We start from the raw sequence: 23,008 nt of genomic DNA, 5'->3' as shown, positions 1-23,008 counted from the left end.
GGCCGGCGGATTAAAAACTATGAAAAACCTGAATGTGCTTCGCGCGCGTGCTTTCTGCGTGCGGCCGGACGCCCTGCGTCGGCCCGCGACCGTCCTCGTCATGAATGGTGACCGGACATGAGCGCCGCCCAGAAAACCACGCTCTCCTACTTCAAGTGGGCTTTTATCGTCACTGTCGTCGGTCTGATCCTCGGCGGCTATCTTGGCTGGGAAATGACCGGCACGGTCGGCGGCACGGCCACGATCTTCTTCATCTGCGTCGTTCTGGCGGTGCTGGAAATTTCTCTTTCCTTCGACAATGCCATCGTCAATGCCAACAAGCTGAAGGACATGACGCCGGTCTGGCAGCATCGCTTCCTGACCTGGGGTATTTTGATTGCCGTTTTTGGCATGCGTATCGTCTTTCCGCTGCTGATCGTTGTCGTCGCCGCGAATGTCGGCCCCTGGACGGCGATCGTCATGGCAGCGACCCAGCCGGAACGTTATGCGGAAATCATGCGTGACGCTCACTTGCCGATCGCGGCATTTGGCGGCACCTTCCTGATGATGGTCGGTCTCAACTTCTTCTTCGACCATGAGAAGGATGTGCATTGGGTGCGCTGGATCGAGGAAAAAGCTGCGACCTATTCTTCCGTCAAGGGCATCGAAATCGCTTTCGTACTTGTCGTGATGCTGATCTTTTCCCGCATCATCGGCGCCAGCGATAATCCTGAACTTGGTCCGGTCGCGGCCAATACCTTCTTCCATTCCGCGATCTGGGGTCTGTTGACCTTCCTTCTGGTGGAAGTGGTCGGCGGCATTCTCGATCGCAGCCAGGAAATGCTGGAAGGGGCGGCAAAGGGCGGCTTCGGTGCGTTTCTTTATCTCGAAGTACTGGATGCCAGCTTCTCCTTCGATGGCGTAATCGGCGCTTTCGCACTGACGCAGAACCTTTTCATCATCGCTATCGGCCTCGGCATCGGCGCCATGTATGTGCGCTCCATGACCATCATGCTGGTGGAGAAGGGGACGCTTGCCGAATACCGCTATCTGGAACACGGCGCCTTCTATGCGATCCTGATCCTGTCCGTCATCATGTACGTGCAGACCATGGTTCATATCCCTGAGGTCATTACCGGCCTTGGCGGCGCGACCCTCATCGGCATCTCGCTGTGGTCGTCCATCCGTTATAACCGGCAACAGAGTGCCGGTGCTGCGGATGCGGCACGCGGCGCGGAAATCTGATCCGCACCATCAATGCCTTCCGCTGTTGCGGCGGAAGGCAGTATTTAAGCATCAAGCTTCTTTTTGCCTGTTTTCACCGCATTTTGAATATTGTGCAAAATTTCGCCGCGCAGCGATAATGCGGCTAACAGACTGTTTTTACAAGCTGTTCCTACCTAAAATAAAACTGGCACGCTTCCTGCTTCTTGCTTGTTAAGTCCAGAGGGGACACATGGCTCAAAAACGGGTCAACAAACCGCCGCGCCGCGCGATCTTCGGGTCTGCGCCGTGCGGCGGTTCTGTTTGTACGGCATGGTTCTTGAGTTTTTCGTTCGGTTGAATGAAAACGGTGGCATAACGACTGGAAGGGGCAAGGCTTGCCTGCACATTTGTCGCCAACCGAGGCCCTTGGGCTCTGGCACCGCGTCTCCACGGCGCAGGTCATTGACGATCAGCCGGATTTGACCTTGCGTCAGACCGCCATCCTGCTGCAAATTTACCTTGTCACGCCGCCACACACCGTCAGAGGGCTTGCCGCGATCTTTGGGGTTACAAAGCCGGTCATCACGCGGGCGCTCGACAGTCTGGGGGCGCTCGGTTTGGTCGATCGGGTTCGCGATGAGCGCGACAGGCGCAACGTCGTGATAAAACGCACCGTTGCCGGTGCGCTTTATCTGGAAAAATTCGGCGATCTGATTATTGATCAGGCACGCAAGATCTAACTTTTGGATGCTATCATGATGCTCGACCGCCGCCTCAACGTCTTCCGCCCCGACCTCGCTGATGAAAAATTGCAGGGTGTCGTCAAGGCCGACCGTTTCGTCAGCGGTTCGCCCGCGCAGATCACCGCACCGGTCATCGGCCTGCGGCCCAATCCCGATCTCGCGACCGGCATCGACACGGAGCTTCTCTGCGGCGAGACGGTGCGCGTTTTCGACAGGGCTGATGGCTGGGCCTGGGTGCAGGCGGATGTCGATGGCTACGCAGGTTATGTGCCGGAAGCGTCTATCGGCGACGTTACTGTAGCCACGCATCAGATCGTCGCGCCGCGCACCTTCCTTTATCCCTCCGCCGAGTTGCGCAAGCCGCCCGTCGCTGCACTCTCCATGGGTAGCCTCGTTCGCATCGTCGGTGAGGCGGAGACGCGGGGCACCCGTTACTTCATGACCGAAAAGGGCGAAGGTATCATCGCCGCCCATTGCCGGGCGGTGGATGCAGCGCTTGACGACGACTATGTGGCGGTGGCGTTGCGCTTTATCGAAACACCTTATCTCTGGGGCGGTCGCTCCGGCTTCGGGATCGATTGTTCCGGCCTCGTGCAGTTGTCCATGGCGATGACGGGCCGTCGCGTTTTGCGCGACACCGATATGCAGGTGAAGTCTCTGGGCGTTGAAATCGAGCGCGACGAATTGCGGCGCGGCGATCTTGTCTTCTGGAAGGGCCATGTCGGCCTGATGGAAAACGAGGAAACGCTGCTGCACGCCAACGGCCACACGATGAATGTCGCGCGCGAAAACCTCGATGCGGCCATTGAGCGCATCGGTTGGCTTTACGACAGGCCGACGGCTTTCCGCCGCCTGGAAGGCTGAGGGTGGTCCTCACGAAATTGTGGCCGCAACGCCTTTGTGTGGACCTTCCCGACAGCCTACATCAATAGAGTGATGGCACGGGACCGGTATCGATGAAGACAAGAACGGCAATACGATTGGCAGCGATCTTCTCGGTAGCATTCTGGGGCGTATCCGCTGAGGCACAGACCGTGTTTCAGAACGGTTTCGCCCCGGCGCCGGACGCCTATGTCAATCTGCCCGGTGTGAAGGATCCGAAGACGCTGCAGCCGAAAGTACGCTATACGTGCCATAGCGAACTGGGCGTAACGGGATATGCGCGCGGGCCCTATCGCACTGTCTTTGGCAGCCGCGGGCTTCCCGTTCAGGGTTATCGCTGCACCGACGAGAACGGCATTTCCAGCTTCGGCGGCAAAAATCCCGTCTCCAAGGACTGGTATCCAGGCATAAACCCGGTTGATCCAACATTCTGAACCGGTTTCACTCCCAAACCTCCGCACAGAACACCGGTCACCGTCAGGCTGCCATCAATTGCCGTTGCCGGTGCTCTGGACTTGTTGTTGCTTTTTCAGATAAATCTTTGGCATGACAGGTTCGCGCCTGCCGGGTGGGAGTGACATCGGCCAGTTCCGTGCGTGGCCGATATTGGGGAATGCAAGTATGACGAAGACCGATATAGCCACCCGCGTCCACAATCATACCTGGAAACTAGACCCGATCGTCCGCAGCCTGATCGATACGGACTTCTACAAGCTTCTGATGCTGCAGATGATCTGGAAGCTTTATCCGGAGGTCGATGCGACTTTTTCGCTGATCAACCGCACGAAAACCGTGCGACTGGCGGAAGAGATCGACGAGATGGAATTGCGCGAACAGCTCGATCACGCACGCACCCTTCGCCTCTCCAAGAAGGAGAATATCTGGCTCGCGGGTAACACCTTTTACGGCCGCTCGCAGATTTTCGAGCCTGAATTCCTCTCCTGGCTGTCCAGCTACCAATTGCCGGAATACGAGCTTTTCAAGCGTGATGGGCAATATGAGCTGAATTTCCACGGCCGCTGGATGGATACGACGCTGTGGGAAATCCCGGCGCTCGCCATCATCAACGAGCTGCGTTCGCGCAGCGCCATGCGTTCGCTCGGATATTTCACGCTCGATGTCCTCTATGCCCGCGCAAAGGCCAAGATGTGGGAGAAGGTGGAACGGCTGCGGGAACTTCCCGGGCTGCGCATCTCCGATTTCGGGACCCGTCGCCGCCACAGCTTTCTTTGGCAGCGCTGGTGCGTCGAGGCGTTGAAAGAAGGCATCGGTCCAGCCTTTACCGGTACGAGCAACGTCCTGCTCGCCATGGATTCCGATCTGGAAGCCGTCGGTACGAACGCCCATGAGCTGCCGATGGTGGTTGCGGCACTCGCCGAGACGGATGAGGAGCTCGCTGCTGCCCCCTATCAGGTTCTGAAGGACTGGAACCGGCTTTATGGCGGCAACTTGTTGATCGTGCTGCCGGATGCGTTTGGCACCGCTGCATTTCTGCGCAATGCCCCGGAATGGGTGGCAGACTGGACCGGTTTCCGTCCTGATAGCGCGCCGCCGATCGAGGGCGGTGAAAAGATCATCGAGTGGTGGCAGAAGATGGGCCGCGACCCGCGCAAGAAAATGCTGATCTTCTCTGACGGTCTGGATGTCGACGCCATCATCGACACCTACAGGCACTTCGAAGGCCGGGTTCGCATGAGCTTTGGCTGGGGCACGAACCTCACCAACGATTTTGCCGGCTGTGCGCCCAAAACCATTGCCAGCCTCAAGCCGATTTCCATCGTCTGTAAGGTCAGCGACGCCAACGGCCGCCCCGCGGTGAAGCTCTCGGACAATCCGCAGAAGGCAACCGGAGACCCGGCCGAGGTGCAGCGCTATCTCAAGTTCTTCGGCCAGGAAGATCACAAGGAACAAAAAGTTCTGGTTTGACGCTTTCGCTGGAGGGCAAACGCAGCGGACAGTCGATGCCTCGCGTCGCGATCGGACGCTCCTGATTTGGAAGCGCCCGACGAAGCGTGGATAGGATTACTTCGCGAAGTGTTGCGTGAGGTATCGGAAGAGCGCTCGAATGCCCTGTGCCTCACCGCCGATCGATGAGTGGTGCCGCTCGCTGAGCGACCAGCCGTAAATATCGAAATGGGCCCAGCGCTTTGTATTCGTCACGAAGCGCTTCAGGAACAGGGCGGCGGTGATAGATCCGGCCATGCCGCCGGACGGCGCGTTGGTGATATCGGCCGCCCGAGAGCGAATATCCTTGTCGTAACCCATGTAAAGCGGCATGCGCCAGAGCGGATCATCCGTATAGATGCTGGCTTCCGCGATATCGTGCGCCAGATCCTCGTCATCCGTATAGAAGGGTGGCAAATCGGGCCCCAGCGCCACACGCGCCGCACCTGTCAGCGTCGCCATGTCGATCATCAGATCAGGCGCATCTTCGTCCGCATAGGCCAGAGCATCCGCCAAAACGAGGCGGCCTTCGGCGTCAGTATTGTCGATCTGCACGGTCAGCCCCTTGCGGCTCTTATAGATATCGCCGGGACGAAAAGCATTCGAAGAGATCGAGTTTTCAACCGCGGGTACGAGCACACGCAGATCGACCGGCAGTTTCGCATCCATGATCATCAACGCAAGACCAAGAACATTGGCAGCGCCACCCATATCCTTCTTCATCAGCGCCATGGAAGCGGCAGGCTTGATATCGAGACCGCCCGTATCGAAGCACACGCCCTTGCCTACCAGAGTGAGGCGCGGATTGCCCTTCTTGCCCCAGTTCATTTCCAGAAGCCGCGGCGCGCTTTCGCTGGCACGGCCTACGGCATGGATCAGGGGAAAGTTTTCCTTGAGCAGATCGTCGCCGGTGATGACCTTCACCTTCGCCTTGTAATGGGCGGCAAGCGCGCGGAATGCGATCTCAAGCTCATCCGGCCCCATGTCGTTGGCTGGCACGTTGATGAGGTCGCGCGCCATGAAGACACCGGCTAACACGCGTTTGATCTCACCATCTTCAGCGTCCTGCGGAATGAGGAGCTTTGCCCCGTTCGTCTTGGTGGTCTTGTATTTGTCAAAGCGATAGCTGCCGAGGCCGAAGCCGAGCGCGAGGCGATTGGCCGTCAGCGGTGCGGTTTCGATATGCCACTCCCCCTCAGGCAGGTCGCGCGCGAGCTTGCCGGTAATGAACGGTATCTCGGAAGGATTGCCACCCAACCCGAGAAGCGCGCCGCCGAGCGAGCCGTCGGCGGAGGGAACGAGCAGGATAGCGCCGGCCTCGGCCTTGAAGCCAGCCTTTTTGGCCCAGTCAAGTGCGACGGGGTCGATGGCGCCCTGTTCGATATGGGCCGGCGTCACGGCAAAAACGGGCAACGTGCTGCCGGCCTTCGAGCTGAAAGGGGTAGCACGTTCGATGAACTGATAAGGCGCCATGGGATGTTTCCGTAACTCTCGTGAATCGGTGCGATTAACGCTCTGTTAGGGTTAACAGATTATTGCTTAAGCGAAAGTTGCGTCATGTGAGTCTGTCGTGTGTCGGGCGCAAGATCGATCATTCTTGGGCGGGGGCGCTGCCGTGACTGCATTTTCTTTGGTGACCAAAGCTCAAACAGGACTACGTCGGGGAGCATGTCTCGCGGCACTGGCTGTCGCGATTTCAGGATGCGCAAGCACGAACAAGCCGGACCGCATGTCAACCGGCTCCATCCCTGCCGCCACACGCTCCTATGACCGCATGAACATGGATCAGCTTCGCCAGGCCGAAGAAAGCGCTGGTAAAGCCTATGAACGCAATCCTAAAGACAAATCTGTCGGCATGAACTACGCCAGCGTGCTGATGATGACGGGCAAGAATACGCAGGCGCTCGCCGTGATGCAGCAGATCGCGATCGCCAACCCGGCGGACCGCGAGGTTCTTGCCGCCTACGGCAAGGCGCAGGCCGCAGCCGGCCAGCTGGAGCAGGCGCTCTCGACCATCCAGCGGGCGCAGACCCCCGATCGTCCCGACTGGCGGCTCTACTCCGCCGAAGGCGCCGTGCTCGACCAGCTTGGACGCTCGAACGATGCTCGTTCCAGATATCGCCAGGCGCTGGACCTCAAGCCCAACGACCCAAGCGTCCTGTCCAATCTCGGCATGTCCTATGTCCTGTCGAGCGATCCGCGCACGGCCGAAACCTATCTGCAATCGGCCATCGCCCAGCCCGGCGCCGACAGCCGCGTCCGCCAGAACCTCGCGCTCGTCGTCGGTCTGCAGGGCAGGTTTGCGGAAGCGGAACGCATCGCGGTGCAGGAACTCTCCGCGCAGCAGGCCCAAGCCAATCTCAGCTATCTGCGTGCAATGCTCTCACAGCAGAATTCCTGGCAGCAGCTGGCGAAGAAGGACCCCAAGACCGCGGGTTGAAACGTGGGGTTGCTAAAGCAATCAAGGCTACGTTGGGACGTTGCATGCTGCCGTGATCGTCAACGGCATCAATGTCAAAACGTGTCCATAACGCGGATGATCGCCGGGCCAAGAATGACGGCAACCAATACCGGCAGGAAAAATATGATCATGGGTACGGTCAATTTAGGCGGTAGCGCTGCCGCCTTTTTTTCTGCTTCATTCATTCGTTCGTCGCGCCCTTCCTGCGCAAGGACGCGAAGGGCCTGGGCGAGCGGCGTACCGTAGCGCTCGGCCTGAATCAGAGCTTGCACCACGCTTTTCACCCCTTCCAGCTGGGTGCGTTGACCAAAATTCTCAAGAGCGACACGCCGGTCCTGCAAAAAGGAAAGTTCCGCCGTCGTCAGCATCATTTCTTCCGCAAGCTCAGGAGACTGTTCACCCATTTCCTCGGCAACACGTCGCATGGCAGCCTCCATCGAGACGCCGGATTCGATGCAGATGAGCATCAGATCGAGCGCATCGGGCCAGGCCCGCCTTATCGACGCCTGCCGCTTGTTCATGCGGTTCGAGACATAGATGTTGGGGGCGTAAAAGCCGATATATCCGAACAGCAGCACCGCCATCAGCCGAAATACAAACGCTTTGTCGGCGAGGTTCCCGAGAACGAAAACCCAGGTGAATGCCACGGCCAGGAAGATGAACGGCAGGATGAATCGGGCGGCGAGAAAAGTGTTGAAGGCATTCTGCGAGCGCAGGCCGGCCGCGCGCAGTTTGTTCATCGTATTCTGGTCGGCAAGCGCTTCGCGAAGATTGAATTTTTCAACGATGCGCCGGGCGGACTTGTTGTTGTTGCCACGAAGCGATGTCCTGCCGTCACGCGTGGCTGTCGAAAGCCGCTCGCGTTCGCGGCTTCGAATGAACTCCCGTTCCGACGAGACCGCTTTCATACGCTTGGCGAGGTCTTTTCGCTCCAGAAATGGCATGATCAGCGTGTAGAGCGTCGCAAAGACAGCCAGAGTGACGAGAGCAGCGACGATCGTCTGGGGATTGGTGAGGCTAGAAAGAAGATTTCCTGTCATGCCGCGACCTCAAATATCGAAATTGATCATCTGGCGCATGATGAATATCCCGATCAGCATCCAAAGCCCGGACGCGCCCAGAATGATGTGCCCGCGCAAGTCGGTGAAAAGGATCGAGAGATAGTCCGGCGAGGTGAAATGCACGAGCATCATGACGATGAATGGCAGGGCGCCGATGATAACCGCGGACGCTTTCGCTTCCATCGAAAGGGCGTTCACCTTGGCGCGCATTTTTTTGCGGTCACGCAATACCTTTGAGAGATTTGACAGCGCTTCCGAAAGGTTGCCGCCCGCCTGGGCCTGAATATTGATGACGGTGCTGAAGAAGCTGACTTCAAACAACGGCATGGTCAGCATCATGCGCTCTATTCCCTGCGGAATACCGATGCCGACCTGTTGTGCGTCGACGACACGCTGGAATTCGGATTTGACGGGTTCCTGGCCATCTGACGCTATAAGCCGAACCGCGTCGTTTAGCGGCAACCCCGATTTGATCGAGCGGCACATGACATCGAGAGCATTGGGAAATTCCGCGAGGAATTTTTTTTGCCGCCGCTTAAGAATGAATGCGAGTGTCCATCGGGGTAGTCCCAGTGCCGCGACGAGTCCGATGAGTAGAGCGATGAGCGGGGACAGGTCATAAAGCAGAGCGATAAGAACAGAAAAGACAGCTGCGCCGATGGTCAGCATATGGAATTTTCGGGTGGAAATACGCAACCCAGCCTGTACCAGCTTGTCGCGAAGGCTGACATTCTTTGCCTTCTTGGCCTTTTCGTTCTGCTTTTTCTCCATATCGCGCAGGCTGTCCTGCATGGATTTGCGCCGCTTGCTGAGTTCCTGCACACGGTCGCGCGCCGCCTTGATATTGGCGTGATCCGTCTCGGCGGCCTTCACGCGCTTGAAGCGGCTGCTCGTCTTTTTTTCGACCTCGATCTGCTGAAAGAGAAACGCATAAGCAAAGGCCGCCGCCGAGATGGCGACGAGTATTGCCAGTAATACGATCGTCGGGTCCATGGCCGTCGCTTCCCGTTAGGACATCTTTTCCATTTCATCGAGCGCGGCCGCCAACCGTTTTTCTTCACCGTAATAGCGGGCGCGATCCCAGAAATGGGGCTTGCTGATACCGGTCGAGACATGCCTGCCGATCAGCTTGCCGTTGGCGTCTTCGCCCTCGATCTCGTATCGCATCAGGTCCTGGGTGACGATAACATCGCCTTCCATGCCGATCACCTCGGTGATCTGCGTGATCCGACGTGACCCGTCTCGCAGACGCGCCGCCTGAATGACGACATCGATCGATCCCGAAATGATTTCGCGGACGGTCTTTGCCGGCAGCGTAAAACCGCCCATCGCAATCATCGATTCGATGCGGCTGAGGCATTCGCGCGGGGTATTGGCGTGCAGCGTTCCCATCGAGCCGTCATGACCGGTGTTCATGGCCTGCAGCAGGTCAAAAACCTCCGGTCCGCGCACTTCGCCGACGATGATGCGTTCAGGCCGCATACGAAGGCAGTTCTTGACGAGATCGCGCATCGTGATCTCGCCCTCTCCTTCAATGTTGGGCGGCCGTGTCTCGAGCCGCACGACATGCGGCTGTTGCAGTTGCAGTTCGGCGGTGTCTTCGCAAGTGATGACACGTTCGTCCCTGTCGATGAAGCTCGTCAGGCAGTTAAGAAGCGTTGTCTTACCCGAGCCGGTGCCGCCTGAGATGACGACATTGCAGCGGACACGGCCGATGATCTTCAGCAATGTCGCGCCTTCGGGCGTAATCGCTCCGAAGCGCACGAGTTGATCGAGCGTCAGCTTGTCTTTCTTGAATTTTCGGATTGTCAGTGCCGGACCGTCGATGGCAAGGGGCGGAGCAATGACGTTGACGCGCGATCCATCCGGCAGGCGCGCGTCGCAGATCGGGCTCGATTCATCGACACGGCGGCCGACCTGACTGACGATCCGCTGGCAGATGGAAAGCAGCTGCGCATTGTCACGAAAGCGGATATCGGACTCGATGGTCTTTCCACCCACTTCGATAAAGGTCTGGCCGGAACCGTTGACCATGATATCGGCAATGTCGTCGCGTGCGAGAAGCGGCTCCAGCGGACCATAGCCGAGAACGTCGTTGCAGATGTCCTCTAGCAACTCTTCCTGCTCGGCAATCGACATCGCAAAACTTTTGATCGTGATGATGTCGTTGACGATATCGCGAATTTCCTCACGCGCGCTTTCCGCGTCGAGTTTGGCGAGCTGCGAAAGGTCGATGGTATCGATGAGAGCCGAAAACACCTGGCTCTTGGTATTGTAATATTCTTCCGTCCGGGCGCGTTTTCTCTGCGCCGGGGATGCGGTTGCCGGGGCTTGACGCGTCACGGGTTTTTGGCCGGGTTCAAGCGTATCGATTGCCGCGGAACGGGGCTCAGGCGCCATCACCGTCTGCACGGGGACAGGCGCAACAAGATCCGGTTTCGTGCTTCTGACTGGGCCCTCAGGCCCGCGTTTTCCGAACATCGGCGTTTCCGTCTAACAACGCAGGCAAAAGACCTACTTGCGCTTGAGAATATTCTTCAGTTTTTCTAGGCCACCGCGTCTGCTTTTGCGCAGCACCGTGCGGCCAGTGATAGTGTGGGCGATCTGCGAAAACGTCTCTGCCGTCTGGGATTTTTCGTCCAGCTCGCTGATCATACGGCCACTATTGGCAGCGTTCCCGAACAATTGCGCGTCGAAGGGGATGACCGCGATCGGCTCGATCTCCAGGGGCTCGAGGAAGTCCGCGGGTGCGATTTCAGGCCTTTTCGGCATGCCGACCTGATTGAGGATGAGATGCGGTAATTTGTCGTTCGGCCGCAGCTTGATCAGGGCATCGAACAGGTTCTTGGTGTTGCGCAGATTGGCGAGATCCGGAACCGCCGTGATGACGACCTCGTCAGCTTCTGAAAGAACGGCTCTCGTCCAGTCGCACCATTGGTGAGGAAGATCGAGAACCGCGACCGGCGCGCTGCGTTGCAGGACCTCAAGGATCGGCAGGAACGCCTGGCGATCCAGATCGTAGGTCCTGTCGAGAAGCGACGGCGCCGCAAGAAGCGACAGATGATCGGAACATTTCGTCAGTAGGCGATCAAGGAAAACCTCGTCCAGCCGCTCTGGAGAAAAGACCGCTTCAGCCATCCCCTGGGCGGGATCTTGATCGAAATCGATATTGGCGGTGCCGTAGGCCAGATCCATGTCCGCCAGAATGGTTTCTGTCGAAAAAAGGCTCGATATGCCGAAGGCGCAATTATGCGCGATGGTGGATGAACCAACGCCGCCCTTGGCGCCGATGAAGGCGATGTTGCGCCCGAGCGGTTCCGCTTCAGGATCGACAAAAATCGCGGCTATCGACCCAAGCAGGTCAGCCATATTGATCGGCGCAACGAGATATTCCGAAATGCCGTTGCGGATGAGGTCGCGATAAAGTGTGATGTCGTTGTGACGGCCGATGATGATGACGCGCGTGGATGGATCGCAGACCTCAGCCAGTGGGGCAAGGTCATCGAGCAGCGAGGCGGGCGAGCTCGCTGTTTCCAGAACGATGAGATTGGGCGTGGGCGAAGCGGAAAACATGGTCGCCGCCGCGTTGATATCGCCCTTCGTCACCCGCAGGGTAACCTTGCTCATGCGCCGGTCGCTGGACAAGGCATCCATCACGCCCTGCATATTGTTGCTGACGCAGAAAGCGTGAACGGAAATCCGCGGCAAGGGCCGCAGCCGATCCATGTCCGACCCGCGCAAGGGCGGTTCGGCTTCCTGTCCGCCACTTGGATTGATATCGTATTCTACAGCGCTCATTGTCTTTCCTGCCGTGGCGAGTTCTGGAGCCGCATCAATTTGTCGTCGCCGTGTTTTTACCCTGACGGTATGTGTCGATAACGACCGCACGGCGCTCGGCATCGATCGGGCTCATACCGCGCGGGCCAACCAGATCCATCGGGTTCGCAACTTGTGCTGCGAGATTGCTTTGCGAGGCGCAGCCGAAATTGTACCAGTTCTTGTTGGCAAAGGTGTTGTCCGAAAGATCTTCGGGCCATTGGCCGCATTGTCCGGTCATGGCAGTAACGGCGACATAGCTCAGGCGGATCGGCGCTGAATCGCCATTGGGAGACGCGGCGTAGTGCGTTTGCATGATCTTGCCCGGCGCCACGCCCGCACCGGAAAGAGTGGAGCGGATCTGTTTAGCCATTCGCGATGCCGCGGCGGAATTGGCCGAGCCCGATGGTATTTGAATATTGACGACGCCTGTCGACATGGAAGCATAGTTCTGCGCAAAGCCGCGCACATTGTCAGCCATCGCTGTGGTCAAGCGGCTATCACCGCCAGAAACGGGTATATCAAGCGAATGCTCTGCTTCAGAAAGCGTAATGGGGTGGCGGGTGCGATAATCATCGGGAATGGCGTTGGTCGTCATCGGGTCGCGCGCGCAGCCCTGCAGCAGCCCTGCGACAACTGCGACGACAGCCGCAAGACCGATCCGCCGTGCCAGATGGAGGTGAGTGTTTACGTGCATGATGTCACCTGCGCGGGCCAGATTTGCTGCGAAATCGGGTTGGGAATGTGTTGTGCTCGTCTTCATTTGTAGATGAACCCCACGGAGCCTTGGTAGGGCGCTGCCTGAACCTGGTCCTTGCGGCCATAGACCTTGTTGACGCGGTTCATGAAATACATGGCGGCATCGTTTTCTGGATTGAAGTTGTCATCGGGGCGCGCGATCTGGTTGCGGGCAACAGGCCGAACCAGATAGGGCGTTGCGATGATCACGAGCTCCGTTTCGTTGCGTAGGAAGTCCTTGCTGCGGAAAAGCGTCCCGAAAATCGGAATCTTCGACATGCCCGGAAGCCCGGACATTGCTTGACGGATATTGTCCTGAACGAGCCCCGCGATCACGATTGATCCGCCGGAGGGCAATTCTACCGTGGTCGAAGTTTCACGTTTGCGGACAGACATATAAGTCGAGCCTGGTATCGTACGGCCTGCATTTCCGGTCACAACATTACCTTCGTATGTCGGTTCGGAGACATTGGTTTCGATCTTAAGGCTTATGCGTCCTGGTGAGAGAACGACAGGTCGAAAGTTCAGTTCAATACCATAATCTACGGTACTGGTTGTGCGTGTTATCGTGGGTCTTCCAGTGTCCTTATCGATAGAGACTTCTTGTTCGGCAGGTAAACGGAAGTCTCCCCCCACGTAGAACTTTGCTTGTTCACCTGATATCGCGGTCAGGCTTGGTTCTGCGAGGGTGCGAACCACCCCAGCCTGTTCCATTGCGTTCAGATAAGTTGCGAAGCCGAGCGATCCAGAGCCAAGCGCCCCACTGGCAATTCGTGAAGCACCGGAAATTGCGTTTCCAAGATTAGAAGGATTTGCGAACTCGAAACCGTTTCCACTCGTTGAGCTACCGACTGATCCGCTAAAACCGAGCTGCTTCAGAACCTGCCGGCTGACTTCCGCAACAGTAACCTTTAGGGTTACCTGATCCTCCCCTTCGATCGTCAACATGTTGACAATTTGGGATTTCTGCCGGGCTTCGGCGAATATTGCCGCGTCGCCGCCATTATCGCCACCGGTGAGGGAGATATTGCGGGTCGTGGCCTCGCCGCCTTTGAGGAAGGCCTCAGCAAGCTGCACCGCGCGGGCGGAATCCTGCGGCGTCCTGACACTACCGCTCAGCACGATGTTGTCGGAAACGATCTCGACCTTGATGTCAGATTCTGGGATGAAGCGTCTGATATTGGCCTCGAGACCAGAGATGTCTCGTTCAACCTCAAGATCGAGGCTGACGATTTCGCGACCGCCTTCGCCGAAAATAAAAATGTTTGTCTGGCCGACCAGCTTGCCAAACAGATAGATGCGCCTTGATGTACGTGTAACCGCATCCGCGAGTGTCGGATCGGCAACAAGAATGTCGTGCGCGTCATCCGGAAGGTCGATGACCAGTGCTTTGTTGAGCCCGAGCTTCAGGCGTTTACGAATACCGTTGCCACTCTCTGTTATCCGCACGATGCTCGCGCTCTGCGCCTTTGCCTCGGCCAACCGCAGAGCATCGGGCACATGAGGGCCGGGAATGCCCGAAAATGCCACGCAAAAAGCAAGGCCGCCCATAAAAGATGACCGCAGGTGCTCGGTGAGACGCTTAGACATGGTACCCCCGGTCATTGTGATGCTCCTTGACCGCCCTTTATGATCGAGCCAGATTTGATGACCTGAATCTCCGGTCGGCCAGAACCACCGTTAAGAAGATAGCCCGCCGAAAGCGTGTCGTTTTCCTGCGCGTCCGATACGGAGCGCAGAGCAAGGGTCAGACGATCCGCCATCTGTTGCGCCACGGTTATGATCTTTGCCTGTTCAGGGGTCAGCTCCAGCGTCGCTGTGGCCCCCACGACGGCCGATGTTCCGTCCTCGCCTTCCTTAATCTGTTGATCGATCGCGAGGACACGGACGTTGTTCAGGACGTTTTCTGTCAGAAAGGTGTTATTGTCGCCCTTGCGGACCATGATGACATCGACACGATCGTTCGGAAGAACAAAACCGCCTGCTCCGGTTGCAACGGAAATTTCCGTGGCCACCGCGCGTTTGCCAGCCGGCAGGAGCGAAGACATGATGCGCGTGCTGGAATCGACGACTTTTTCCGGTCGGATAGGCTCACCTTCAAACAAAGGCAGCCGCACGACCGCGCCAGCAAGCTCGGTGATGGCGTCGGGCCTCTTCGCGTCCGTGATGAAACTGTCAACGACATTGCCCTTCGGCCATGGTGTCCATCGCACGGAGCTATCGTTAAGCCGGCTACCGACCGGCAGATTGACGGAGGAGACAAGAACGTTGACCGTCGGCTCTTTCTGGATGATCGTTTCCGCTTTTTCGATAACCTGCTGTGTGCCTGTTATCTGCATGGCGACAACACCGGCGAGACCGGCTGCGACCAAGGCAACGGAAAGAATGACAATACGCGACGGCTTCATGCTCGATCCTTGAGAGAATCAGATTTTTCTGCTCTCAGGATGGCGCGTGATTGGTATAATTATGGTTAATATTGTGCTTGGATGTTTGGTTAACGGATCACTAATATGTGGATCGCTGACTATTGATTCAGTTAAGGCTAGCAATCGCCATGTTGACGACGGGAGAGTCGCCGTAGGTTAATAATCCTGCAGCCGCGATACCAATGCCGTAGGGGATTTTTTTGGCTACGGTAAGGGAATCCGGAATCGGAATTCCGATTGATGTGATTTCCTGAGAGTGCGCTCGTAAAACTAGGATAGTAAGCGTCAAAAGCCCCCCGATGAAGGTCGTAGCAAGCAGAAATTCGATCAGTGAAGAATTAAAGCCGTACCAGACAGAAGTCGCTGTCAACAGCTTGACGTCGCCGCCACCCATCAAATTGAAGGCGAAAAAGGCGAAGCAGCACATAAATACCAGTAGACCTGCCAGAATGCACAGGCTTACTGTCCGTAAGTCCATGCCAATGAAAGGTGACAATACCAAAAACGAACTGAGAAGAATAATCGAAATTCTGTTTGGTATCTTCATGCTGATCAGATCGCTCAAGGCAGCGAATGCCAAGGAAAACGGAACCAATATGAAGATTGCCGCGACTATCATGTGCTTGCCCTGCAACGCTTGGACTATAAAGTGATGCCGCTCCGATTGGGCCGGAGCGGCATTACGTTGAACTTCCGATAAGTCGATCAGGTTGGGGCTACCATCTTTTTGGAAAGTCCATCAAAGAGGCCGTTAAGCTTGCTTCCCAGTGCACCTGCACCGGTAATGATGCCAACGGAAATAAGCGCTGCGATCAGGCCGTATTCGATGGCGGTCGCGCCGGATTCGTCTTTGAGAAAACGAGTGAAAATCTTGGTCATGGGGTCTCTCCTAACTCTTGTTTGGTTCAGCACGCCGACAACTGTTTTCCGTTGTTCGGTTGGCCTCAAGCTACAGCGGAGCGATTTCCAAGCGCTTAAAAAAAACACTTAATTCAAAGTAAACACCATGATGAGTTTCACGTGGTAAATAAACACAAAAAGTATTCTGTGCATTTTTATTTTTGCTGATAAATGAATATATTGCAGCGATGCTGAGGGTGTTCCTTGAAGCTCCTCCGCTCTTATGCAACGCTTCAACTGTACAAGTTTGAGGCGTAGCGGGATCAGCGAGGTGTCAATACATGACGCCAACCTCCGACTGCGAGCGGCAAGTACGCTTCATTTAACCCTTAATTCACTAAAAACACGCATTCTTGGAGTAGCAAAGTGGGGCATAAGCAGGGGCCGAAGGCGTGTCATACGGAAAACTGGCGAAAATCGTGGTCGGCGTGTCCGCCTTGCTGTCGGCATCACTGCAGCCTGCCCTTGCTCAGGACGAGATTTTGCGGGTTTCGATGAACCACGCCCGCGTTCTTCGTCTCGATCGGGCCGTCAGCAAGGTCATCGTTGGTAACTCCAAGGTCGCTGATGCCACGGTCGCCGATGCCACCACGATTGTTCTGACGGGCCGCAGTTTCGGCACGACCAATCTTGTGCTTCTGGATGCCGATGGTAATCCGATTGTTGATGAACGCATTCTCGTCTCCATCGACGAGGGCAATACGGTTCGCGTCTTCCGCCAGACGGAGCGCACCGTTCTATCCTGCACGCCAAACTGTGAGCAACACTCTCAAAACAGTGGCGACAAGGAAGCTCAGCCGTAACACGGTCATCCAACTGGAGCACTGACGGCAAACGGCCTTCCGACGACGAAGGAGGCTATCTGCGTAACGATTTTGCGACGAGAGAAAAGCCAAAAAGCAACATGCTTCCCGGCGTATGACGGTCGGCTATATGTTGCTTTTTTTCGGCTAAGTATTTGATCTGGCTAAGATCAAAAAAGGAATGGTGCCCAGAAGAGGACTCGAACCTCCACACCCTTGCGAGTACCAGCACCTGAAGCTGGCGCGTCTACCAATTCCGCCATCTGGGCGACGGAGAGCGATGTACGAGGGCAGCCGCTCGGTGTCAACAGACTTTTTGAACTTTTATGACGATCGTTGATTTTAAAGGGAAAAAACTTGGCGGAGACTGTTGGAACATGTCGCCGGGTCAGGTGTCGAGGCCCTCACGATTCGTTCTGTCGACATGACCGAGATCGCGCTCCGGGTCGATGATGTCACGGATTCTCTGCTTGAGTTCTTTCGCGCCGGGAAAACCGCCATCGCGTTTGCGTTCCCATATGGTCGTCCCATCAGCGGTGATCTCGAACAGGCCGCCGGTCGAGGGTACGAGACTGACTTCGCCGACATCGGAGGCGAAGGTTTGCAAGATTTCCTGCGCCATCCAGCCTGCGCGAAGAAGCCAGTTACACTGTGTGCAGTAACGAATGATTATGCGGGGTTTGGTCTCGGTCATTCCTGGTCTCCTTCAGCACGATAATGCTCACGATAATGTCAACATTTCTACTCATGTTTTTACGGGCATGTGCTTGTTCTTATCAAGTCGCTTTGCGAACAGAGAAGCTGTCGAAGCCTGAACATGGAGATCCTATGGCCCAGTATGAGAATAATCGGCAGCGCCTTTTTGTGCCGGCGGTTGCGCCGCTTTATAATTCGACCCATGACCTGGTTGAGACCATTCTGCGCGTCGCGGCAGGACTTCTGCTCGTCACGCATGGGTTCGGCAAGATCGTCAATCCTTTCGGTGCCGTTGGCATGGTAGAGAGCCTTGGCTTTTACCCTGGTGTCTTCTGGTCGCCATTGCTGGCTGCCACCGAGTTTTTCGGCGGCATCCTGGTTGCGATCGGTCTCTTCACGCGCCCGGCCTCTTTCGCGGCCATGATCGTCCTTTTGGTAACCGTCTATTTCCATGGAATCGTCAAGGCGGAAGGCTTGGGTGGGGCGGAAAAATCGATCCTTTGGGCTGCGATCTTCCTGTTCTTTGCCGTTCGCGGCGGCAACAGGCATTCGGTGGATGCCCGGATGGCGCGGGAATTTTGACGTAGATCGCCATTCCATCGTCCTCCCGCCTCGCGCCTCTTGAAAATCGGCTTTGGCCGTGATGAAGCTGCGCTCGATCCGTTCCTTCACATGGCAAGAGGTTTCATGCGCGTTGCTATCATCGAGAATATGGCGGGCACGCCATGGGGCCAACTGGGCGTCGCCTTGACAGAGGCCGAGGCCACGGTCGATGTCATCAAAGCCTATGCGGGTGAACCTCTCCCGCAGCATGCGGGAGATCATCACGCGCTTGTGGTTCTTGGCGGTGAACAGAATGCGCTTGACGATGCCTTCAGCCCCTATTTCCCGGATTTGACGCGGCTCATGAAATCTTTTGGAGATGCGGGCAAAGCGGTGATGGGCGTCTGCCTCGGTAGCCAGTTGCTGGCGCGTGCCTATGGCGGCGAAAATATTCTGGCAGGCCCACCGGAATTTGGGTGGGAAGAGGTATCCGTCACTGAGGAAGGCGCGTCTGACCCGCTCATGGCCGGACTTGGGGAAAGTTTCCCGATTTTTCAGTGGCACTGCGATACGTTCACGCTTCCTGACGGCGCGACGCGGCTGGCGACCAACGCGGTCACGAAGAACCAGGCCTTTCGCGTCGGGCGCGCCGCCTATGGCACACAATTTCACTTCGAAGCATCCACGTCGGTTGTCGATGCGTGGAGAAAGACCTTTCCCACGTCGATCAAAAAAATGTCGCCGGGCTGGCTGGAGAACTATGACTCGCACCGCAGCAGACGGGCGCATGCGGCAGATGGGGCCGGACTGGAGATAGCCCGTGCCTGGGTTCGGCTGATTTAGTCCCTGCAATTATCCGTTGCGAAGTGAGCGCAAGGCTGCTCAAAATTGCCTCGTTCACCCCTGATTTGCACCGGAGGCGCAAAGACATGTACAAATTCGAAATCTACCAAGACAAGGCCGGGGAATATCGTTTCCGCTTCAAGGCGTCCAACGGCGAAACCATGTTCTCGTCTGAAGGCTACAAGGCCAAGGCATCGGCTGTCCATGCGATCGAATCGATCAAGAAAAACGCGCCCGGCGCCAACACCGTCGACACGACGACAATGACTGCCTGAGCACCAATGCCACCTCAGACCTCGAAGCGGTGCGTCCTTGACAAATGAGGGGCGCATCGGCAGGTGCCAGCGTAAAGATAAGATTCAGTCTTTTTTGATAATCTTCCGTTAGCATTTGTTTTTCGAGGTCTCCGGGCGGCATCTCCATGTCCCCGAATTGTTTTGCGTACGGGTTCTCATGCGTTCATCGGCTGTGCCAGCACTTCTATTCGGTTGTCTTTTGCTCGGCGGCTGCACGTCCAGTTCCGGCCCGGAAAGCCTGATGGCTGGTTTGCCGTCCAAGGAAACCACGAGTTCGGTCAAGCCATCTGCGCCGGTGCCGCAAGCAAGCGTCGGCACGCAGCCGATTACTGCGCAGCCGCGGCAGGAGGTCCTTGCATGGGGTGGCCCGGTGCCGGGCGAACCGAAGGCTTTTTCCGCCGTCACGCCCAGAGCTTCCGTGCCCGGCAACGCGCCTGAGATCCGCTTGCCGGTGCCGTCGCAGAGCGGAATGGCGCGGCCCGTCGAACAGCCAATGGAGCGCCCTGTCCAGCTGGCAATGGCTGCCGCACCGGCTGCAAGTGCTGGCGCGCAGATACGCTCTCGCATCTTCCGCTCAAGCTTCAGCGATGCAAAGCCGATCAACTTCGGCCGTGTCCAGCCACGTCATTTCCAGGTTCACGGCGTGGATGTGTCCCGCTGGCAGGCCAACATCAACTGGCCGCAGCTGCGCACGCGCGGCGCCAACTTTGCCTTTATCAAGGCGACGGATGGCGGCGATCATCTCGATCCCATGTTCCGGACCAACTGGCAACGCTCGAAAGAAGCGGGTATTCGCCGTGGCGCCTACCATTTCTTTTACTGGTGCCGCAATGCAAGCGAACAGGCGGACTGGTTCATTCGCAACGTCCCGCGTGATCCGGACGCGCTGCCGCCGGTTATAGACGTCGAATATAACGGCGAATCCAGCTGCAAGATGCGCCTTTCCCGCGAGCGCGTCCTGGAAAAGATGCGCGTCTTCATGGACAAGCTCGAACGCCATTACGGCCAGCGGCCGATCATCTATACGGCGCCCGACTTCTACAAGGATAACCTTCAGGGCGAGTTCCTGGACTATCCCTTCTGGCTTCGCGCCGTTGCCCAGCATCCTTCGGTGGTCTATCCCGGCCGCAAGTGGCTGTTCTGGCAATATTCCGGCTCCGGCCTGTCGCACGGCGTCGATGGCCGCATCGATCTCAACGTCTTCAACGGCAGCGAGGAGGCTTGGCATCGCTGGGTGGAACGTCGTTCGAGCTGAGGATCAGCGCGCGAATCTCCGCGCGCCTGCCACACACAGAACGACAACCATCGTGACGGCGATCATCACCGGGCTCACATCTTCATGCAGCAGGGACGCGGCAAGCGCGAGGCCGAAAAAAGGCTGGAGCAACTGCAACTGTCCCACAGCGGCGATACCGCCAAGGGCCAGCCCGCGATACCAGAATATGAAGCCGATCAGCATGCTGAACAGCGAGACATAGGCAAGACCACCCCATGCCTGCGGAGCGATGCCGGCAAGCGTATCTGGCCCGCTGACGAAGGCAAGTGGCAACATGACCGGCAGCGAAAGCACCAGCGCCCAGGAAATGACCTGCCAGCCGCCGAGTTTGCGGGAAAGGGCCGCCCCTTCCGCATAACCCAGACCACAGACGATAACCGCACCGAGCATCAAAAGATCGCCGGTCAGCGACGTTTCGATTCCACTGGCGAATGAGTTCGACAGTGAAAATCCAGCGACCAAGGCGCTGCCAAGACAGGAAAACAGCCAGAAAACGGGGCGCGGGCGCTCTCCACCGCGCAAGACGGCAAAGATGGCCGTCGCAAGCGGCAGCAACCCGACGAAAACGATGGAATGCGCGGAGGTGACGTGCCGCAACGCCAGCGCGGTCAAGAGCGGAAAACCAACAACGACTCCGAGCGAGACGATGAACAGCGATGTCAGGTCATCGCGCGCAGGCCGCTTTTGCCGGAAGAGAAACAACAGTGCCAAGGCCAGTAGCCCCGCGATACTCGCGCGGGCGACAGTCAGGAAAACGGGGTCGAAACCCGTTACCGCCAGACGGGTTGCGGGGAGCGAGCCGCTGAATATCACCACGCCTGTCAGGCCGCTTAACCAGCCACTTGTCGCCTTGTCCATCGTCAACTCCTGCGTTTTGCCCTTCTTGATCCCGAACGGCTGGCGTGAACAGCGACAGTCATATACAATTTCAAAAAACTGTTATGGTTATGGGAGCAATACAGTCGGAGACTAAGGTGGATCAGATCGCAGCCGGGACGCGCATTGAAAGAGTGATGGCCAATATCCGCCAGCGCATCGCTGCGCGCAGCCTTGTGCCGGGCGCGCGCCTTCCATCCGTACGGGCATTGGCCAAGACAATGCAGGTCTCGACCTCGACTGTCGTTGAGGCTTACGACCGGCTCGTCGCGGATGGTACGATCAACTCGCGCCCGGGCTCGGGTTTTTTTGTGTCAGGTCCGCTTGCGCCTCTCTCGCTTGCCAACATAGAACCGCAACTTGACAGGGCTGTCGATCCTTTGTGGGTGTCGCGACAGTCGCTGGAGGAAGGGGCTGCGCTCGCCAAGCCCGGTTGTGGCTGGTTGCCTGCCTCGTGGATGCCGCAGCAGGCATTGAAGCGGGCGATGCGGGGTCTTGCCCGCGCGGACGCCGCCTTGCTGACGGATTATGGCACCCCGATGGGCCTGTTGCCGCTGCGCCAGCTTCTGTCGCGCAGGCTGGCCGAACATGGCGTGCAGGCGAATGTAAGCCAGATCGTGCTCACGGAGTCCGGCACCCAGGCAATCGATCTTCTCTGCCGTTTCCTGCTGCAGCCCGGCGATGCGGTGATCGTCGATGATCCCTGTTACTTCAATTTCCATGCTTTGTTGCGGGCACATCGTGTGAAGATCATAGGGGTGCCCTATACGCCGACGGGGCCGGACCTGCCACTTTTCGAGCAGGCGTTGAGAGACCATCAGCCGCGGCTTTATATCACCAATTCCGCCATTCATAACCCGACTGGCGCAAGACTTTCCGCCGTCTCCGCCCATCGCCTGCTGATGCTTGCCGAACAGGCCGGGCTGACCATCGTCGAGGACGATATATTTGCCGATTTTGAAACGCAGCCATCTCCGCGGCTGGCCGCTTTCGATGGGCTGAACCGTGTCGTGCAGATCGGCAGTTTTTCCAAAACGCTATCAGCGTCGGTGCGGTGCGGTTTCATCGCCGCCCCCGCCGCATGGGTGGACGCCCTGACCGATCTCAAGATCGCCACCACCTTCGGTGGAACACATTTTTCTGCGGCGCTCGTCCACACTCTTTTGACCGACGGCAGTTACCGCAAACACGTGGAGGCGCTGCGGCACCGCCTTGCAGACAAGATGGCGGAAATGTCTGCGCGTCTGAGGTCAATCGGGTGCATGCCTTGGATCGAGCCGCAGGCAGGCATGTTCCTATGGTGCCGCCTGCCGGATGGGATCGATGCCGCTGATGTCGCGCGTCGGGCGCTTGCGCGCCGGATTGTGCTGGCCCCGGGCAATGTGTTCAGCTCGTCGCAAAGCGCGTCGGGCTTCATGCGGTTCAACGTATCACAAATGGCAGATTCGCATGTCATGACGGTGCTGGCAGAGGCACTCCTACAGCAGCCTTGATGCCGCGTTTTTGATGCGCTTGT

Annotated in this window: 24 protein-coding genes and 1 tRNA gene; 12 read left to right on the top strand and 13 right to left on the bottom strand. The window is 57.4% G+C overall.

The genetic code is table 11. From position 1 onward, the window contains the following. Positions 1-117: 117 nt before the first annotated feature. The 5 genes from AT6N2_RS09380 (at position 118) to pncB (ending at position 4,736) form a co-directional block, all read left to right on the top strand. Positions 118-1,224, top strand: coding sequence for a DUF475 domain-containing protein (locus AT6N2_RS09380; protein WP_063949448.1), 1,107 nt, complete (start codon positions 118-120; stop codon positions 1,222-1,224). A gap of 356 nt (positions 1,225-1,580) precedes the next feature. Next, positions 1,581-1,925, top strand: coding sequence for a MarR family transcriptional regulator (locus AT6N2_RS09375; RefSeq protein ID WP_063949449.1), 345 nt, complete (start codon positions 1,581-1,583; stop codon positions 1,923-1,925). Positions 1,926-1,940: 15 nt separating this feature from the next. Further along, positions 1,941-2,792, top strand: a complete 852-nt coding sequence (locus tag AT6N2_RS09370) for a C40 family peptidase (protein ID WP_144576171.1) — start codon at positions 1,941-1,943, stop codon at positions 2,790-2,792. Positions 2,793-2,884: 92 nt separating this feature from the next. After that, on the top strand, positions 2,885-3,244 hold the full coding sequence (locus AT6N2_RS09365) for a hypothetical protein (protein WP_063949450.1): 360 nt from the start codon (positions 2,885-2,887) through the stop codon (positions 3,242-3,244). Between the two features lie 187 nt (positions 3,245-3,431). Next, on the top strand, positions 3,432-4,736 hold the full coding sequence (gene pncB, locus AT6N2_RS09360) for a nicotinate phosphoribosyltransferase (RefSeq protein ID WP_209085990.1): 1,305 nt from the start codon (positions 3,432-3,434) through the stop codon (positions 4,734-4,736). A gap of 96 nt (positions 4,737-4,832) precedes the next feature. On the opposite strand, the gene AT6N2_RS09355 is transcribed toward pncB, so the two are convergent. After that, complete coding sequence (locus AT6N2_RS09355) at positions 4,833-6,227, bottom strand: leucyl aminopeptidase family protein (protein WP_209085988.1); 1,395 nt, start codon at positions 6,225-6,227, stop codon at positions 4,833-4,835. Between the two features lie 256 nt (positions 6,228-6,483). On the opposite strand from AT6N2_RS09355, the gene AT6N2_RS09350 reads away from it, so the two are divergent. Continuing rightward, the gene (locus AT6N2_RS09350; protein ID WP_209085986.1) at positions 6,484-7,194 is read left to right on the top strand and encodes a tetratricopeptide repeat protein; all 711 of its coding nucleotides are present in this window, start codon (positions 6,484-6,486) and stop codon (positions 7,192-7,194) included. A 74-nt stretch (positions 7,195-7,268) separates the two neighbouring features. On the opposite strand, the gene AT6N2_RS09345 is transcribed toward AT6N2_RS09350, so the two are convergent. The 9 genes from AT6N2_RS09345 to AT6N2_RS09305 all read right to left on the bottom strand — a co-directional run bounded on the left by AT6N2_RS09345 (position 7,269) and on the right by AT6N2_RS09305 (position 16,138). Then, on the bottom strand, positions 7,269-8,255 hold the full coding sequence (locus AT6N2_RS09345; protein WP_209085984.1) for a type II secretion system F family protein: 987 nt from the start codon (positions 8,253-8,255) through the stop codon (positions 7,269-7,271). 9 nt (positions 8,256-8,264) lie between these two features. Beyond that, positions 8,265-9,269, bottom strand: coding sequence for a type II secretion system F family protein (locus tag AT6N2_RS09340; RefSeq protein WP_209085982.1), 1,005 nt, complete (start codon positions 9,267-9,269; stop codon positions 8,265-8,267). 15 nt (positions 9,270-9,284) lie between these two features. Further along, a complete protein-coding gene (locus AT6N2_RS09335; RefSeq protein ID WP_209085980.1) occupies positions 9,285-10,757 on the bottom strand; it encodes a CpaF family protein in 1,473 nt (490 codons plus the stop codon). 33 nt (positions 10,758-10,790) lie between these two features. Next, positions 10,791-12,074: an AAA family ATPase gene (locus tag AT6N2_RS09330; protein WP_209085979.1), complete on the bottom strand. Its 1,284-nt coding sequence runs from the start codon at positions 12,072-12,074 to the stop codon at positions 10,791-10,793. Between the two features lie 34 nt (positions 12,075-12,108). After that, on the bottom strand, positions 12,109-12,789 hold the full coding sequence (locus AT6N2_RS09325; protein ID WP_063949799.1) for a CpaD family pilus assembly protein: 681 nt from the start codon (positions 12,787-12,789) through the stop codon (positions 12,109-12,111). Positions 12,790-12,851: 62 nt separating this feature from the next. Continuing rightward, positions 12,852-14,435: a type II and III secretion system protein family protein gene (locus AT6N2_RS09320; RefSeq protein WP_209085973.1), complete on the bottom strand. Its 1,584-nt coding sequence runs from the start codon at positions 14,433-14,435 to the stop codon at positions 12,852-12,854. Continuing rightward, positions 14,432-15,238, bottom strand: coding sequence for a Flp pilus assembly protein CpaB (gene cpaB / locus AT6N2_RS09315; protein WP_209085970.1), 807 nt, complete (start codon positions 15,236-15,238; stop codon positions 14,432-14,434). The genes AT6N2_RS09320 and cpaB overlap by 4 nt, the downstream gene beginning before the upstream one ends. A gap of 127 nt (positions 15,239-15,365) precedes the next feature. Next, a complete protein-coding gene (locus AT6N2_RS09310) occupies positions 15,366-15,878 on the bottom strand; it encodes an A24 family peptidase (RefSeq protein ID WP_209085968.1) in 513 nt (170 codons plus the stop codon). Between the two features lie 86 nt (positions 15,879-15,964). Continuing rightward, positions 15,965-16,138: a Flp family type IVb pilin gene (locus tag AT6N2_RS09305; RefSeq protein WP_209085966.1), complete on the bottom strand. Its 174-nt coding sequence runs from the start codon at positions 16,136-16,138 to the stop codon at positions 15,965-15,967. A gap of 440 nt (positions 16,139-16,578) precedes the next feature. On the opposite strand from AT6N2_RS09305, the gene AT6N2_RS09300 reads away from it, so the two are divergent. Beyond that, entirely contained in the window at positions 16,579-16,962 is a 384-nt protein-coding gene (locus AT6N2_RS09300; protein WP_144576378.1) for a pilus assembly protein N-terminal domain-containing protein, read from the top strand. 182 nt (positions 16,963-17,144) lie between these two features. Here AT6N2_RS09300 and AT6N2_RS09295 read toward each other — a convergent pair. Next, a tRNA-Leu gene (locus tag AT6N2_RS09295) sits at positions 17,145-17,231 on the bottom strand. A gap of 119 nt (positions 17,232-17,350) precedes the next feature. Continuing rightward, the gene (locus AT6N2_RS09290) at positions 17,351-17,656 is read right to left on the bottom strand and encodes a SelT/SelW/SelH family protein (RefSeq protein ID WP_209085964.1); all 306 of its coding nucleotides are present in this window, start codon (positions 17,654-17,656) and stop codon (positions 17,351-17,353) included. A 134-nt stretch (positions 17,657-17,790) separates the two neighbouring features. Here AT6N2_RS09290 and AT6N2_RS09285 point away from each other — a divergent pair, with 134 nt between their 5' ends. From AT6N2_RS09285 to AT6N2_RS09270, 4 genes are all read left to right on the top strand, one after another. Further along, complete coding sequence (locus AT6N2_RS09285; protein WP_063949464.1) at positions 17,791-18,240, top strand: DoxX family protein; 450 nt, start codon at positions 17,791-17,793, stop codon at positions 18,238-18,240. Between the two features lie 105 nt (positions 18,241-18,345). Further along, positions 18,346-19,044, top strand: coding sequence for a type 1 glutamine amidotransferase (locus AT6N2_RS09280; protein ID WP_209085949.1), 699 nt, complete (start codon positions 18,346-18,348; stop codon positions 19,042-19,044). 86 nt (positions 19,045-19,130) lie between these two features. Next, the gene (locus tag AT6N2_RS09275) at positions 19,131-19,319 is read left to right on the top strand and encodes a YegP family protein (RefSeq protein ID WP_063949465.1); all 189 of its coding nucleotides are present in this window, start codon (positions 19,131-19,133) and stop codon (positions 19,317-19,319) included. A gap of 178 nt (positions 19,320-19,497) precedes the next feature. Next, positions 19,498-20,595 carry a glycoside hydrolase family 25 protein gene (locus AT6N2_RS09270; RefSeq protein ID WP_209085946.1) on the top strand — a complete coding sequence of 366 codons (1,098 nt, stop codon included), beginning with the start codon at positions 19,498-19,500 and terminating at the stop codon, positions 20,593-20,595. Positions 20,596-20,598: 3 nt separating this feature from the next. Here the strand turns inward: AT6N2_RS09270 and AT6N2_RS09265 are convergent, their stop codons facing one another. Then, complete coding sequence (locus tag AT6N2_RS09265; protein ID WP_209085936.1) at positions 20,599-21,474, bottom strand: DMT family transporter; 876 nt, start codon at positions 21,472-21,474, stop codon at positions 20,599-20,601. An 89-nt stretch (positions 21,475-21,563) separates the two neighbouring features. Here AT6N2_RS09265 and AT6N2_RS09260 point away from each other — a divergent pair, with 89 nt between their 5' ends. After that, positions 21,564-22,985 (top strand): PLP-dependent aminotransferase family protein, encoded by a 1,422-nt coding sequence (locus tag AT6N2_RS09260; protein WP_425292740.1) that lies wholly within the window; start codon positions 21,564-21,566, stop codon positions 22,983-22,985. Positions 22,986-23,008: the final 23 nt, after the last annotated feature.

This window comes from Agrobacterium tumefaciens, assembly GCF_017726655.1.
Lineage (GTDB): Bacteria > Pseudomonadota > Alphaproteobacteria > Rhizobiales > Rhizobiaceae > Agrobacterium > Agrobacterium tumefaciens_B.
Note: the sequence above shows the minus strand (reverse complement) of the source record. Positions and strands in the feature narration are given on the sequence as shown.

Excerpts from the sequence above, each read along its gene's own strand:
- AT6N2_RS09380 (WP_063949448.1), top strand. The coding sequence starts at position 118 with ATGAGCGCCGCCCAGAAAACCACGCTCTCCTACTTCAAGTGGGCTTTT.
- AT6N2_RS09370 (WP_144576171.1), top strand. The coding sequence starts at position 1,941 with ATGATGCTCGACCGCCGCCTCAACGTCTTCCGCCCCGACCTCGCTGAT.
- AT6N2_RS09365 (WP_063949450.1), top strand. The coding sequence starts at position 2,885 with ATGAAGACAAGAACGGCAATACGATTGGCAGCGATCTTCTCGGTAGCA.
- pncB (WP_209085990.1), top strand. The coding sequence starts at position 3,432 with ATGACGAAGACCGATATAGCCACCCGCGTCCACAATCATACCTGGAAA.
- AT6N2_RS09355 (WP_209085988.1), bottom strand. The coding sequence starts at position 6,227 with ATGGCGCCTTATCAGTTCATCGAACGTGCTACCCCTTTCAGCTCGAAG.
- AT6N2_RS09350 (WP_209085986.1), top strand. The coding sequence starts at position 6,484 with ATGTCAACCGGCTCCATCCCTGCCGCCACACGCTCCTATGACCGCATG.
- AT6N2_RS09345 (WP_209085984.1), bottom strand. The coding sequence starts at position 8,255 with ATGACAGGAAATCTTCTTTCTAGCCTCACCAATCCCCAGACGATCGTC.
- AT6N2_RS09340 (WP_209085982.1), bottom strand. The coding sequence starts at position 9,269 with ATGGACCCGACGATCGTATTACTGGCAATACTCGTCGCCATCTCGGCG.
- AT6N2_RS09335 (WP_209085980.1), bottom strand. The coding sequence starts at position 10,757 with ATGTTCGGAAAACGCGGGCCTGAGGGCCCAGTCAGAAGCACGAAACCG.
- AT6N2_RS09330 (WP_209085979.1), bottom strand. The coding sequence starts at position 12,074 with ATGAGCGCTGTAGAATACGATATCAATCCAAGTGGCGGACAGGAAGCC.
- AT6N2_RS09325 (WP_063949799.1), bottom strand. The coding sequence starts at position 12,789 with ATGCACGTAAACACTCACCTCCATCTGGCACGGCGGATCGGTCTTGCG.
- AT6N2_RS09320 (WP_209085973.1), bottom strand. The coding sequence starts at position 14,435 with ATGACCGGGGGTACCATGTCTAAGCGTCTCACCGAGCACCTGCGGTCA.
- cpaB (WP_209085970.1), bottom strand. The coding sequence starts at position 15,238 with ATGAAGCCGTCGCGTATTGTCATTCTTTCCGTTGCCTTGGTCGCAGCC.
- AT6N2_RS09310 (WP_209085968.1), bottom strand. The coding sequence starts at position 15,878 with ATGATAGTCGCGGCAATCTTCATATTGGTTCCGTTTTCCTTGGCATTC.
- AT6N2_RS09305 (WP_209085966.1), bottom strand. The coding sequence starts at position 16,138 with ATGACCAAGATTTTCACTCGTTTTCTCAAAGACGAATCCGGCGCGACC.
- AT6N2_RS09290 (WP_209085964.1), bottom strand. The coding sequence starts at position 17,656 with ATGACCGAGACCAAACCCCGCATAATCATTCGTTACTGCACACAGTGT.
- AT6N2_RS09285 (WP_063949464.1), top strand. The coding sequence starts at position 17,791 with ATGGCCCAGTATGAGAATAATCGGCAGCGCCTTTTTGTGCCGGCGGTT.
- AT6N2_RS09280 (WP_209085949.1), top strand. The coding sequence starts at position 18,346 with ATGCGCGTTGCTATCATCGAGAATATGGCGGGCACGCCATGGGGCCAA.
- AT6N2_RS09275 (WP_063949465.1), top strand. The coding sequence starts at position 19,131 with ATGTACAAATTCGAAATCTACCAAGACAAGGCCGGGGAATATCGTTTC.
- AT6N2_RS09270 (WP_209085946.1), top strand. The coding sequence starts at position 19,498 with ATGCGTTCATCGGCTGTGCCAGCACTTCTATTCGGTTGTCTTTTGCTC.
- AT6N2_RS09265 (WP_209085936.1), bottom strand. The coding sequence starts at position 21,474 with ATGGACAAGGCGACAAGTGGCTGGTTAAGCGGCCTGACAGGCGTGGTG.
- AT6N2_RS09260 (WP_425292740.1), top strand. The coding sequence starts at position 21,564 with ATGGGAGCAATACAGTCGGAGACTAAGGTGGATCAGATCGCAGCCGGG.